Genomic DNA, 12,104 nt, shown 5'->3' with positions numbered 1-12,104 from the left:
TGGAGTTGTGGCCGCATGGTATGCGCAATGGGCGGTGGGTGACCAGTCGGGGAATGGATGGTTGCGGGCAGGAAAAAGCCCGGCTGATCAGGCCGGGCTTTTTCTTGGGGTTGCGATGAAGCCAGTGGTTTAGGCGACGCGGCGTTCGATCAGGCGATCAGCGCCACCTTCGGCAACGCGGCGTTCGATCAGACGATCGGAACCACCTTCAGCAACGCGGCGTTCGATCAGACGATCGGAACCACCTTCGGCAACGCGGCGTTCGAGCAGACGATCGGAACCGCCTTCGGCAACGCGGCGTTCGATCAGGCGATCGGAACCGCCTTCGGCAACGCGGCGTTCGAGCAGACGATCAGAACCGCCCTCAGCAACACGACTTTCAATCAACTTGTCCGAGCCGCCTTCAGCGACCTGGGTATGTGCCGGGGTGGCGGCAAAAGCGTTAATGGCGAAAACCGAAAAAGCGATGCTGAGAAGGGTTTGGCGTTTCATGATCGTGTGCTCCAAGGGGTAGTTGTTTGTCTGGAGCCGATGTTACGCCGTGGATTTTTTATGAGAACTTCATTGACGTGATGGTGACTATCGACGCCAGCAATGTATGCCCGAGCCCCCGTTTCATGGGGTGGTTGATCGCACGCACAGCTCACCGGTCGCCCGCGTCAAAGCCAACTCATGCAACGCATCGTGGGTCAGGCCACTGCGCGCCTTGGCCAGCCACGCCGGGCAATTCGCGTCATGGCGATAGGGCGCGAACTCGGCGTATTGCTGCAGCAGACGGGTTTGCAGTTCATCCAGACGCGGGCGGATCTGTTTACCGAGGTCGGGGCGCGGGGTGTCTGGTGCGGCAGCGGCCGCCTGCCATTGTGCGAGCAACCCGTACTGCACTAATTTGTTCGCCTCCATTTGCGCCGCGATCAGTTGCGCCACGTCTTCAGGGTCGAGCTTGTGCTCGGCGGCCAGCGCTCGGGCATTGGCAATGACCTGCGCCTCACGCGGGCTGTCCTGAATCGGCTTGCCACTGTCCCATTTGGTCAGCGCGACGAGGTCGCCGATGTTCAGGCGTTCGTTGAGTGTTTCCAGCAACGGCTTCAACGTTTCGGCGGGCGCGGCGGCGTGAGCGCTGGTGGCGAGCAGGGCGAGTAGGCTGGCGGTCAACAGATTGGCAACGTGCGGCATGAACAGAGCCTCAATAAGAAAAATGGGCGAGGGCTGTTGTTTACCACAGGCGTTACCTGACACCTACAGATCCGCGCCAATTACACAGACGTGACCACCGGTAATAAACACCGATTTGAAATGTTAATTGCACCCCGCGAGCAACTCACCGAAGCTATCCTCAATCAGCCCTCCCGCCGTCGAGATGGACCTCTATTCAATGCAAGCCGTCGCCCAACGCCCACTCTGGCACACCTACCTGCTGTTCCTCGCGCCGATGGTGCTGTCGAATTTTCTGCAATCGATGTCGGGCACGGTCAACAGCATCTACATCGGCCAGATGCTCGGCACCCAGGCACTGGCGGCGGTGTCGGGGATGTTTCCCATCGTGTTCTTCTTTATCGCACTGGTGATCGGCCTCGGTGCGGGCGCCGGGGTGTTGATCGGTCAGGCGTGGGGCGCGCGCGAACCGCACATGGTCAAGGCGATTGCCGGGGCGACGTTGTTGCTCGGCGTGTTGATTGGTCTGGTGGCGGCGGTGCTTGGCAGCGTTTTCGCGCGACAGGCGTTGGCGGGTTTGGGGACGCCAGCGGATGTGCTCGACGATGCGGTGGCGTATGCCCACGTGATGATGTGGATCTTGCCGTCGTTGCTGGTGTTCGTGTTGTTCACGCAATTGTTGCGCGGGGTCAGCGATACGCTGTCGCCGTTGCTGGCGCTGGTGGTGTCGACCTGTGTCGGGCTGGCCCTGACCCCAGCGCTGATTCGCGGTTGGTTCGGCTTGCCGCAACTGGGCATTCAGAGTGCGGCGTACGCGGGGTTGGCCGGCAACCTGGCGGCAATGGCGTGGCTGGCGTGGCGGCTGATCCGCAAGGGCCATCCGCTGGCGCCGGACCGCGAGTTCTTTGCTGCGCTGCGCCTTGACGGGGCGATTCTCGGCAAAGTGTTGCGCATCGGTCTGCCGACCGGCGTGCAGATGATTGTGCTGTCGCTGTCGGAGCTGGTGATTCTGGCGCTGGTCAACCAGCACGGTTCGCAAGCGACGGCGGCCTATGGCGCAGTGACACAGATCGTCAACTATGTGCAGTTCCCGGCCTTGTCGATTGCGATCACCGCGTCGATCCTCGGTGCGCAGGCCATCGGCGCCGGGCGACTGGAACGCATGGGGCCGATTCTTCGCACCGGGCTGCTGATCAACGTGTGCCTGACCGGCGGTTTGATTGTGCTCGGTTACCTGTTGTCGCACTGGTTGCTGGGCCTGTTCCTGACCGAGGATTCGACCCGGGCGATGGCTGAGCATCTGCTGCACATCATGTTGTGGAGCCTGTTGGTGTTCGGCTTCCAGGCAATCATTGGCGGGATCATGCGCGCCAGCGGCACGGTGTTGGTGCCGGTGGTGATTGCGATCATTTGCGTGGTCGGCGTGCAACTGCCGGCGGCGTACTGGCTGGACGGGCAGTACGGTTTGCAGGGGGTGTGGATGGCGTTTCCGGTGGCGTATCTGGGCATGCTGGTGTTGCAGACCTTGTATTACAAATTGGTCTGGCAGCATCAGAAGATCGAGCGGCTGGTTTAGGCGCTGGCGTAACGCGTGGATGTTTGCTTAAGTCAATCGAGGCCCTCGACGGCCAGCCCCGCCCGGAGAATCCCATGTCGATCCGATTGCTGCTGGCTGCCGCGTGTTCGCTGTGCGTCATCTCTGCCGCGCAGGCTGTCGAATACACGCGGGTCAACACCACCGCCAGCCAGATCAGTTTTACCTACAACCAGATGGGCTCGCCGATGTACGGCACCTTTGGCAAGTTCGAGGCGACGCTGGACTTTGATACCGACAACCTCGCCAACGCCCGTACCACGCTGCACATTGACCTCAACAGCATCGATGCCGGCAGTGAAGACGCCAACACCGAGCTGGTGAAACCAGCGTGGTTCAACACCGAAAAATTTCCCGTGGCGGTGTTCGAATCCCGACGTTTCACCCAAGTGGCCGAGCGTCGCTATCTGATCGACGGACAACTCACCCTCAAGGGCATTACGCGCGAAGTGCAGGTGCCGGTGGAATTGAAACCGGGCAGTGCCATCGGCATTTTCGACGGTGACCTGGTGCTTAAGCGCGACGAGTACGGCCTCGGCGCGGGGGAGTGGGCGGACACCGTGGTGTCCAAGGACATCGCCATCAAATTCAAAGTGGTGGCGCCGCAGCAGTGACCTCGCCAGTCAATAAAACCGGTCCTGTTCTTTCATCGCCTGAATCTGCCAGAACGTTCTGCCCGAGATCAGCAGAAACAGCAGCGCGAGCAACACACCGCCGGTCATGATGCAGAAGCTCGTACGGTAACTCTGCAACTGGCTGGCGATGCAGCTTTTATCTGGCATCCACGGGGACACCAGCAGGGTGATCGGGCCGTCGACTTCGTACTGGGTATGCTCAACGTAGCGTTCGTCGGCGTGTTGCCCTTCATGGGTCTGGCCTTGGGCATCGGTGTATTGATAGTGAATGACCTTGCCATTGGCGTTCATTGGAATCTGCTCCAATGCCGTGACGCTGCCACGGGTTTCCACACCGTTGAAACTCAGCGCCCCATAAAGCATGCCGGACTTGTGAGCCATTGCAGCGAGCAGCAGCACCACGCAGCAAGCAACGGTCAGCATGACGATACGGTTGTAGAGGTGATCCTTGGCAGCTTCGCGCGGGTAGTACATGGCCGATCCCTGGTGGTGACATTGGTAGGAGACCGATACATCGGCGCTCGGAACAGGAACTTTAGACGTCCGCCGGGTCGGTCACGGTATGATGTCGCGGCTCGTCGACCGCTGCGGCTGTCGGCAACGCTTTTTACCGTCGGAGTTCGTCATGCCACGCATCACCCACTACAAATCCCCATGCCCCGAAGGCGTCAACAGCCAGATTCTGCAGATGGTCGTCGACTACCTGACCGACATCAGCGCGGTCGGTCTCGGCCCGAGCAACCTGCTGTACAACGTCTATCAGTACGCGGTCGGCTATGAGGTGCATCTGTATCTGGAAGCGTTGAATGGCGAGAAGGGCACCGACGTCGAGTTGCTGGTCGCCGCCGACGAGGATGATCCGGAGCAAGTGATCGGTTTTCTGTTGTACCTGCCGGTGCAGGGCGATTGGGAAGCCTGCAGCGTGGCTTATATGGCGGTGCGCGAAGGGCATCGGCGTCAGGGCGTGGCGCGGGCGCTGATCGGCGAAATGGTCGGGCGTTATCCCCACGCGGAACTGGCCTGCACCGTGGGTAAAGTCCCGTACTTTGAAGCCTTGGGTTTTGAAGTGATCGGTTCACGGGAAACGCAGGTATTGATGAGCACCCGGCATTACCGCAGCAACGGCCTGCGCGGGTTTATCGACACCACACCGATTTACCGGTCGCTGGAAGTGCAGCAGATTCACACCTATCTGCTGCAGAAAAACGGCAAGCGCGCGATGCTCGACGCCGAGAAACAGCGCGACCGACACCTCGACCAGACCACCCGCCATGTCGAGGAGTTTGTCCGCCAGCGCCTGACCGTGCACTGACCACACATCGCTGAAAAAGCCCTTGCTGTGAATGGCGCAGCAAGGGCTTTTTTGTGTCCCCGATTCAGCCGAGTTTGACGTTCATGGTGATCCGCGCCGTGAACACTTTTTTGCTCTCGGTATCGTGAATGTCCACGGTGACGATCTTGTCGCCTTCGCTCTGCCAATCCACGCCTTCACCACTGGCCACCGCCGTCACATCGGTTTTTGCCTTGGCCAGATATTCCACGGTCATGCCTTTGGGGATCCAGCGTGCGCCGGCCGGGATCGACACATCGGTCATCATCCCGGCGGCGAGTTCCGCCGCGTTGCACATGGCAATCGCATGCACGGTGCCGAGGTGGTTGGTGATCTCACGACGAAACGGTACTTGTACCGTCGCCGAGTTCGCACGCAACTCGGTCACCAGTGGGTTGATGGTGCTGAAGTACGGCGCGACCTGGCAGGCCATCTGGCTGAACGCTTGCGGGCCTGCGCTGTTGAACATGCTGAGAAACTGACTCATGGAAACGCCTCGCGGAAAGTGATTTTGCAGAATGATGTTCCGTTACAGAATAATGTTCTGTAACGGAACGGTATTCGGTCTGCGGGAAATCTGTCAACCTGTGCGTGTTTTTTCATGGGCACGACGTGTGCCTTTCAATCCCGATTTTCAGGCAGTGAGCCGCATGGACACCGCAGATCTACTTGAACGCAGCTACCCCGGCCGCCGCGCCGAACTCAAGCGCGATATCTTTCGCAAGGCGCTAAGCCTGTTCAACGAGCAGGGGATCGAGGCCACCACTATCGAGATGATTCGCGCCGAGTGCGATACCAGCGTCGGGGCGATCTATCACCATTTTGGCAACAAGGAGGGCTTGGTCGCGGCGTTGTTTTTCACCGCGCTGGAGGATCAGGCGCGCCTGCGCGATGCCTATCTGGATGCAGCGCAAACCACCGAGGAAGGTGTGCAGGCGCTGGTGTTCAGCTACGTCGATTGGGTCGAGTGTCAACCCGAATGGGCGCGTTTCCAGTACCACGCGCGGTTTGCCGTGACCAAAGGGCCGTTCAAAGACGAACTGGCCGAGCGCAACAAAACCCGCAATCTGCGTCTGCGCGACTGGCTGGCCGAATCAGGGCGAGTTGCCGAACTCAAGGCGCTGCCCGCCGAACTTTTGCCGTCGTTGATCATTGGTCAGGCCGACAGTTACTGCCGTGCCTGGCTGGCGGGGCGGGTGAAGGGCAGTCCGGCGGATTATCGCGAGTTGCTGGCGCAGGCGGCCTGGCGCTCGATTCGCGTCGATGCGCTGCCGGACTGCTGATTTACGCAGACAAAAAAAGAGCCTCAAAGCTCTTTGATGGGGAGGAAGTAGAGCCCTCGAGGCTCAAGATGCGCATGAAGCCAGACACGGGCTTGATTGGGGTTCAGAGCACCCGTGCCTACGCAGCGCTCGATAGAGCGGAGCCACTGCGTGATTCCATCCTAGGAGTGTGCAAGTGGCGGCTCAAGTACCGCCAGTCGCCCGGGCGGCGGCGAGAACCTGGTACACAAATACTGACGTGATCCTGTGTAGGAGTGAGCCTGCTCGCGATCGCGGTGGGTCAGTCAAATCAACTTCGACTGACAAACCGCGATCGCGAGCAGGCTCACTCCTACAGGGGAAACGCGGGGTCAACGGGCGCCGGGCCAACCTGATTTTTCGAGGGCAGCGAGCAGGGTGTCGGCGTCGAGTCCCGGCACTGAATGCCCGTTGCCCTCGGTGCTTTCGCTGGCCAGCAAAGCATTGATGATCGCCTCTTCAACCGCCTCGGTCGCGGCGAGAAACAGCTCGCTGATGTGGTCATTGTTGACCATGCGCAAGCCGTCACAGGTCAGCGCGCCTTTGCCTTCGTAGGCGGCGGGCGGCACGTGATCGTTGCCGGTGGCGAAGGCGATGAAAATGTCGCCGCTGTGATCCTCGTTGCCACCGCCGGTGCGCGCCAGACCCAGGCTCGCGCGTTGCGCCAGGCGTGTGCATTGATGCGGCAACAGCGGCGCATCGGTGGCCAGACACACAACAATCGAACCCATGCCCGGATGCGGCAACGCTGCGCGCAAGAACGGCGAATCTTTCTGTTCCATGTAGCGCCCGACCGGGTAGCCATCGACCCGTAACTCACTGCGAATGCCGTGATTGGCCTGCACGATCGCGCCGACGGTCCAGCCACCCTGAGCACGGCTCAACCGCCGCGACGAGGTGCCGATGCCGCCCTTGAATTCATGGCAGATCATGCCGCTGCCACCGCCGACCGCGCCCTCGACGACGGGGCCGTCGACGGCTGCGCTCAGCGCTTCGGCGACGTGTTCAGGCTGGACGTGGAAACCGTTGATGTCGTTGAGCAAACCGTCAAAGGTTTCCAGCACCACCGGCATGTTCCAGTAGAGGCGACCGTCGTCGGGTTGCTGCTGGCGATCCAGGGCAATCAATGCATCGCGCACTACACCAAGGCTGTGGGTGTTGGTGAACGCAATCGGGCTGGTCAGCAGACCCGCCTCGCGAATCCATTCAAGCCCGGTGGCGTCGCCATTGCCGTTGAGCACATGCACGCCGGCAAAACACGGCTGCTGATTGGTCGAGCCCGGGCGCGGTTCGATCAGTGTGACGCCGGTGCAGATGTCGCGCCCGGCGCTGCTGCGTCCGCGCACATTGCTGTGGCCGACGCGTACGCCGGGTACATCGGTGATGGCGTTGAGCGGGCCGGGCGGCAGTTGGCCGATGCGGATGTTGAGGTCACGGGCACGAGGTTTCATTGATTTCTGTCTCTCAAAAAAATGCTGGGTTGTGCACTGACCCTGTGGGAGCGAGCCTGCTCGCGAAGGCGTCCGCACTTTCAACACATCAGTGCCTGACCCACCGCTTTCGCGAGCAGGCTCACTCCCACAGGGTTTTGTGCAATGTTCAAAAGGCTTTATTGGCCGTTCTTGACCTTGCTCCACACCCGCGTGCGCACTCGCTCGGTGGCTTTCGGCAACGGTTCAAGGGTGTACAGCGTGGCCATTGCCGTAGCAGACGGATAAACCGCCGGGTTGTCCCGCGTGGCTTCGGCCACCAGCGGTGTCGCCGCACGATTGCCATTCGGATAAGACAGGTGATCACTGACCGGCGCGATCACTTCGGGGCGCAGCAGATAGTCGATAAAGGCCAGGCCTTGGGGACGATTCGGTGCGTCCTTGAGCAGCACCAGCGTGTCGAACCACACCGGCGCGCCTTCCTTGGGCAGGCTGTAGGCGATCTTCACGCCGTTGTTGGCTTGCTCGGCATTGGTCTTGGCCTCCAGCATCGCGCCCGACCAACCGACCGCCACGCAGATGTTGCCGTTGGACAGGTCGCTAATGAATTTCGACGAGTTGAAGTAAGCGATGTGCGGGCGCAGTTTCAGTAGCAGCGCTTCGGCTTTTTTATAGTCATCAGGATCGGTGCTGTTCGGTGGCAGCCCCAGATAATGCAGGGCGACCGGCAGCATCTCCGACGGCGAATCGAGCATCGCCACACCGCACTGGCCGAGTTTGGCGAGGTTGGCTTCGTTGAACACCAGATCCCACGAGTCCACCGGCGCCTTGTCGCCCAGCGCCGCGCGCACTTTATCGATGTTGTAACCGATGCCGTTGGTGCCCCACAGATAAGGCACTGCGTATTGATTGCCGGGATCGTTGTTGGCCAGCTTCGCCAGCAGGTCGCTGTCGAGATTCTTCCAGCCCGGCAGTTGCTCGCGCGGCAGCGGGGCGAGGGCGCCGGCCTTGATCAGCGTCGGCAGGCTGAAATTGCTCGCCACCACCACGTCGTAGCCGCTGCGGCTGGTCATCAGTTTGCCTTCGAGGACTTCGGCACTGTCGAAGGTGTCGTAGACCGGTTGGATACCGCTGTCGCGCTGGAAATCGTGGAGAGTGTTCGGACCGATGTAGTCGTACCAGTTGTAGACGTGCACGCTCGGTGCGTCGGCAGCCAAGGCGATCGAGCTGGCGCCAATTCCGGCCAGCAGGCCCAGTTTAATGCTGAGGTTGATACAGCCACGGCGACCACGCATGATGCGGCACTCCTGGCCTGTACAGGCCGGTGATGAACAAGAGTGGTCAGCCTATCGGGCCGGCCAGGCCTGACCCATTCCCATCATGGGTTACTCAAAAGGGGTAGTGCGTGGACGCGTTGCTGCAGGAACTGCCAGTGCATCAAAGCCTGGCGCGGGTATTTGCCGCTGTCGGTGAGGCTGGTTTCTGGCGCGCGCTGGTGGACACCTTGCGATTGCTGGTGCCGCTGGACAACGCGCTGGTGGCGCTGATGCAAGCCGGGCAGGCGCCGCAGTTGCTGATCGACTTCGACAGCCAGGGCCGCGCCGACGAGCAAGAGGAACTGGCCGGATACTGCGCCGGGATGTACTTGCTCGATCCGTTTTATCAAGCCGCCTCGACCGGCATTGCCGATGGTTTGCACAGCCTCGCCTCGGTGGCGCCGGACCAGTTTCTGCACAGCGAGTATTACCAGAGCTACTTTCGTTTGATGGTCGGTGAAGACGAGTTGCAGTTCATGATCAACGTCGAGGGCGGCGTGCTCGGTTTGTCATTGGGTCGCTCGACGCCGTTCGACATGGCCGAGCAGGGTCGGCTGCTGTGCGTGCGCGACTGGGTGCTGGCGGCGATGCGTCGGCATGTGCAGTTGTTGCCGCCGCAGGGCGCGGTGGCGCAAACGGTGGGTGATCTGGCGACGTTGCTTGACCGCTTCGATGCGCGGCTGACGGTGCGTGAGGTCGACACGGCACGGCTGATCCTGCAGGGTTTCTCCAGCAAGGCGATGGCCCAGCAGATGGGTATTTCGCCGGAAACGGTGAAGGTGCATCGGCGCAATCTGTATTACAAGCTCAATGTCACCGGGCATGGTGAGTTGTTTGCTTTGGTGCTGCGCCCACCAACTCCCTGACCCAACACAATCCCCCTGTAGGAGTGAGCCTGCTCGCGATAGCGGTGTGTCAGATATCACCTATTTGACTGATAGACCGCTATCGCGAGCAGGCTCACTCCTACAAGGGATCTTCGGGGTGTCAGATAGTGCGCTGGAAGATCAGGGCCTTGAGACCGCTTTCAGGATCAATGTCCGGAAACTCCGGCGGATTCTCCAGCCGCTCTACAAAGCGCAAACCCGGCGCTTCCTGCGTCACGCCATCGATCAGAAAGTCCGAACTGAACGCCGGATCGTTCATGCACGCCAGCACCGTGCCTTGCGCCGTGAGCAATTCCGGCAGACGACGCAGCACGCGCTGGTAGTCCTTGGTCAGCAGGAAACTGCCTTTCTGAAACGACGGCGGATCGATGATCACCAGATCGTAGGGGCCGCTGTTGATCACCTTGCCCCAGGACTTGAACAGGTCGTGGCCAAGGAAACTGACTTTGCTCAAGTCATGGCCGTTCAAGCGATGATTGTCGCGACCCCGGCTCAGAGCTGCGCGCGACATGTCCAGATTGACCACATGGCTGGCGCCCCCTTCGATGGCCGCCACGGAAAACCCGCAGGTGTAGGCGAACAGGTTGAGGATGCGTTTGCCGTCGGCCTGTTCGCGCACCCAGTTGCGCCCGTAACGCATGTCGAGAAACAGCCCGGCGTTCTGCTTGCGACCCAGATCGACGCGGTACTGCAAGCCGCCCTCGACGATGCTCATTTCGTCGATTTCATCGCCCTGCAACCATTCGGCAGTGCTCTGCGGCAAGTAGCGATGCTGGATCAGCAACGTGTGCGCGCCGGACTGTTTCCATTCGGCGGAACCGGTGAGTTCCAGCAGCAGCGCCTTGAGATTGTCCAGCTGCTCAGGCGCTGGTTCCTTGAACAGCGACACCAGCACCACGCCTTGCAGCCAGTCCACGGTCAACTGCTCCAGCCCCGGCCAGCAGCGGCCGCGCCCGTGGAACAGGCGGCGGGTTTCGCTCGGCGCTGCTGCGAGGGCCGGCAGCAGATGGGCGTGGAGGGTAGCGAGGGCTTCAGGGTTCATCGGTCAGGATCGGCAAGCAAAAGGGCCGGCATTTTAACCACAAATACACCGTCGCGAACGATTGCCGCTGACGGGCAAAAACGCCGTTTCGCAAAAGACCTGTATCAAAAATGAATTTCTGCAGAGCCCGCCGCTCATACCAGATAAGCAGCGGATTCAAGCCGCTAAATCGTTAATGCAATTCAGGGAGTGCAGTTCCATGTGCCCAACACCGACGGCGGATGCGCACCTTCCTGGCGGGTTGATTCTGGTAGTCGAGGACGATCCGTTGATTCTGGAGTTTCTTTGCGAAATTCTTCAGGAGGAAGGTTTCAAGGTCGAGCCGCACACCAGCGCCGACGCCGCATCGCAATATCTCGAGCAACACGCGCCGGAAGTGGCGCTGCTGCTGACCGACATCACCATGCCCGGCACCCTCAATGGTGCTGATCTGGCCAACCTGGTCGGCGACCGCTGGCCGGACAAGCCGGTGATGGTCATGTCCGGCTACGAAACGCCAGAGACCTCCGGGGTCAAGCATTCGGTGGCGTTCATCAAGAAGCCCTGGGCCATCGGTCAATTGCTCGACTGCGTCGACAGCGCGTTCAAATCCAAGGCCCCGCGTCTGCACTGACGCTGGGTGGAACGGGCGGGCAAGTGCTACATTGCCCGCCCGGTCTCTTGCCAGAGGATGCGACCCTTTGTCTGCTCACGATGCTGTATTTGATCGCGCGTTCGGCGCGTTTCTGTTCGACATGGACGGCACCGTCCTCAATTCCATTGCTGCCGCCGAGCGGATCTGGTCAGCCTGGGCCGTGCGCCATGGTGTCGATGTGGAAACCTTTTTGCCGACCATTCATGGCGCGCGAGCCATCGACACGATCAATCGCCTGAACCTGCCGGGCGTGGATGCCGAGGCGCAAGCGGCGTTCATCACCGAGGCGGAAATCGCAGACGTTGAAGGCATTGTCGAGATTCCCGGCGCGGCGAAATTTCTCAACAGCCTGCCCAAAGATCGCTGGGCAATGGTGACCTCGGCACCACGGCATCTGGCGTTACGGCGGATGGCGGCGGCGGGGATTCCAGCGCCGACGGTGATGATCACGGCTGAAGATGTGAAGGCCGGTAAACCTGATCCGGCCGGCTATTTACTGGCTGCGAAACGTCTTGGCCAGGAGCCGCATGATTGCCTGATCTTCGAAGACGCCACTGTCGGTATTCAAGCGGCCGAAGCGGCTGGCGCGGCGTTGATGATCATCACCACGACGCATCAGCATCCGCTGGAAACGGTGCACGCGACGCTGGCCAGTTACGCTGCGGTCAGCGTCAAAGTCGACAGCGACGGCCTGCACCTGCAACGCAACTGACAAACACAATCCCTTGTAGGAGTGAGCCTGCTCGCGATAGCGGTCTGTCAGACACATGGATTTGACTG

At 60.7% G+C, this 12,104-nt stretch carries 14 protein-coding genes; 7 read left to right on the top strand and 7 right to left on the bottom strand.

Translation table 11 applies throughout. The features are described from left to right. Positions 1–129 precede the first annotated feature (129 nt). Positions 130–492, bottom strand: coding sequence for a hypothetical protein (locus QOM10_RS18340; protein ID WP_316916710.1), 363 nt, complete (start codon positions 490–492; stop codon positions 130–132). Positions 493–615: 123 nt separating this feature from the next. Beyond that, complete coding sequence (locus tag QOM10_RS18335) at positions 616–1,176, bottom strand: chorismate mutase (protein WP_127928864.1); 561 nt, start codon at positions 1,174–1,176, stop codon at positions 616–618. Positions 1,177–1,375: 199 nt separating this feature from the next. On the opposite strand from QOM10_RS18335, the gene QOM10_RS18330 reads away from it, so the two are divergent. Further along, positions 1,376–2,731 carry an MATE family efflux transporter gene (locus tag QOM10_RS18330; protein WP_150775050.1) on the top strand — a complete coding sequence of 452 codons (1,356 nt, stop codon included), beginning with the start codon at positions 1,376–1,378 and terminating at the stop codon, positions 2,729–2,731. Positions 2,732–2,805: 74 nt separating this feature from the next. Beyond that, entirely contained in the window at positions 2,806–3,363 is a 558-nt protein-coding gene (locus QOM10_RS18325; RefSeq protein WP_316916709.1) for a YceI family protein, read from the top strand. Between the two features lie 9 nt (positions 3,364–3,372). On the opposite strand, the gene QOM10_RS18320 is transcribed toward QOM10_RS18325, so the two are convergent. After that, positions 3,373–3,858 carry a DUF3592 domain-containing protein gene (locus tag QOM10_RS18320; RefSeq protein WP_150750784.1) on the bottom strand — a complete coding sequence of 162 codons (486 nt, stop codon included), beginning with the start codon at positions 3,856–3,858 and terminating at the stop codon, positions 3,373–3,375. Positions 3,859–4,009: 151 nt separating this feature from the next. Here QOM10_RS18320 and QOM10_RS18315 point away from each other — a divergent pair, with 151 nt between their 5' ends. Further along, the gene (locus QOM10_RS18315; protein WP_316916708.1) at positions 4,010–4,696 is read left to right on the top strand and encodes a GNAT family N-acetyltransferase; all 687 of its coding nucleotides are present in this window, start codon (positions 4,010–4,012) and stop codon (positions 4,694–4,696) included. A gap of 64 nt (positions 4,697–4,760) precedes the next feature. Here QOM10_RS18315 and QOM10_RS18310 read toward each other — a convergent pair whose 3' ends face one another. After that, complete coding sequence (locus QOM10_RS18310) at positions 4,761–5,201, bottom strand: hotdog fold domain-containing protein (RefSeq protein WP_150750785.1); 441 nt, start codon at positions 5,199–5,201, stop codon at positions 4,761–4,763. 163 nt (positions 5,202–5,364) lie between these two features. On the opposite strand from QOM10_RS18310, the gene QOM10_RS18305 reads away from it, so the two are divergent. Beyond that, entirely contained in the window at positions 5,365–5,997 is a 633-nt protein-coding gene (locus QOM10_RS18305; RefSeq protein WP_316916707.1) for a TetR/AcrR family transcriptional regulator, read from the top strand. A gap of 350 nt (positions 5,998–6,347) precedes the next feature. Here QOM10_RS18305 and QOM10_RS18300 read toward each other — a convergent pair whose 3' ends face one another. Continuing rightward, complete coding sequence (locus QOM10_RS18300) at positions 6,348–7,466, bottom strand: P1 family peptidase (RefSeq protein ID WP_316916706.1); 1,119 nt, start codon at positions 7,464–7,466, stop codon at positions 6,348–6,350. Between the two features lie 158 nt (positions 7,467–7,624). Then, positions 7,625–8,740, bottom strand: coding sequence for an extracellular solute-binding protein (locus QOM10_RS18295; protein WP_316916705.1), 1,116 nt, complete (start codon positions 8,738–8,740; stop codon positions 7,625–7,627). 110 nt (positions 8,741–8,850) lie between these two features. Between QOM10_RS18295 and QOM10_RS18290 the strand changes: the two genes are divergently transcribed. After that, on the top strand, positions 8,851–9,627 hold the full coding sequence (locus QOM10_RS18290; protein WP_316916704.1) for a helix-turn-helix transcriptional regulator: 777 nt from the start codon (positions 8,851–8,853) through the stop codon (positions 9,625–9,627). Positions 9,628–9,748: 121 nt separating this feature from the next. Here QOM10_RS18290 and QOM10_RS18285 read toward each other — a convergent pair whose 3' ends face one another. Beyond that, the gene (locus tag QOM10_RS18285) at positions 9,749–10,690 is read right to left on the bottom strand and encodes a class I SAM-dependent methyltransferase (RefSeq protein ID WP_127928844.1); all 942 of its coding nucleotides are present in this window, start codon (positions 10,688–10,690) and stop codon (positions 9,749–9,751) included. A 199-nt stretch (positions 10,691–10,889) separates the two neighbouring features. Here QOM10_RS18285 and QOM10_RS18280 point away from each other — a divergent pair, with 199 nt between their 5' ends. Both QOM10_RS18280 and QOM10_RS18275 read left to right on the top strand, forming a co-directional pair. Next, positions 10,890–11,303: a response regulator gene (locus tag QOM10_RS18280; protein ID WP_095118272.1), complete on the top strand. Its 414-nt coding sequence runs from the start codon at positions 10,890–10,892 to the stop codon at positions 11,301–11,303. 67 nt (positions 11,304–11,370) lie between these two features. Beyond that, entirely contained in the window at positions 11,371–12,036 is a 666-nt protein-coding gene (locus tag QOM10_RS18275; RefSeq protein WP_316916703.1) for an HAD-IA family hydrolase, read from the top strand. The last annotated feature ends 68 nt before the right edge of the window (positions 12,037–12,104 follow it).

Origin of the sequence: Pseudomonas sp. P108 (assembly GCF_032613195.1) — a bacterium.
Taxonomy (GTDB): domain Bacteria; phylum Pseudomonadota; class Gammaproteobacteria; order Pseudomonadales; family Pseudomonadaceae; genus Aquipseudomonas.
The sequence above is the reverse complement of the archived record's forward strand: the minus strand, read 5'-3'. Positions and strand labels throughout refer to the sequence as shown.

Coding starts and splice junctions, on each gene's coding strand:
- QOM10_RS18320 (WP_150750784.1), bottom strand. CDS start 3,858: ATGTACTACCCGCGCGAAGCTGCCAAGGATCACCTCTACAACCGTATC.
- QOM10_RS18325 (WP_316916709.1), top strand. CDS start 2,806: ATGTCGATCCGATTGCTGCTGGCTGCCGCGTGTTCGCTGTGCGTCATC.
- QOM10_RS18315 (WP_316916708.1), top strand. CDS start 4,010: ATGCCACGCATCACCCACTACAAATCCCCATGCCCCGAAGGCGTCAAC.
- QOM10_RS18335 (WP_127928864.1), bottom strand. CDS start 1,176: ATGCCGCACGTTGCCAATCTGTTGACCGCCAGCCTACTCGCCCTGCTC.
- QOM10_RS18300 (WP_316916706.1), bottom strand. CDS start 7,466: ATGAAACCTCGTGCCCGTGACCTCAACATCCGCATCGGCCAACTGCCG.
- QOM10_RS18310 (WP_150750785.1), bottom strand. CDS start 5,201: ATGAGTCAGTTTCTCAGCATGTTCAACAGCGCAGGCCCGCAAGCGTTC.
- QOM10_RS18305 (WP_316916707.1), top strand. CDS start 5,365: ATGGACACCGCAGATCTACTTGAACGCAGCTACCCCGGCCGCCGCGCC.
- QOM10_RS18295 (WP_316916705.1), bottom strand. CDS start 8,740: ATGCGTGGTCGCCGTGGCTGTATCAACCTCAGCATTAAACTGGGCCTG.
- QOM10_RS18280 (WP_095118272.1), top strand. CDS start 10,890: ATGTGCCCAACACCGACGGCGGATGCGCACCTTCCTGGCGGGTTGATT.
- QOM10_RS18330 (WP_150775050.1), top strand. CDS start 1,376: ATGCAAGCCGTCGCCCAACGCCCACTCTGGCACACCTACCTGCTGTTC.
- QOM10_RS18340 (WP_316916710.1), bottom strand. CDS start 492: ATGAAACGCCAAACCCTTCTCAGCATCGCTTTTTCGGTTTTCGCCATT.
- QOM10_RS18285 (WP_127928844.1), bottom strand. CDS start 10,690: ATGAACCCTGAAGCCCTCGCTACCCTCCACGCCCATCTGCTGCCGGCC.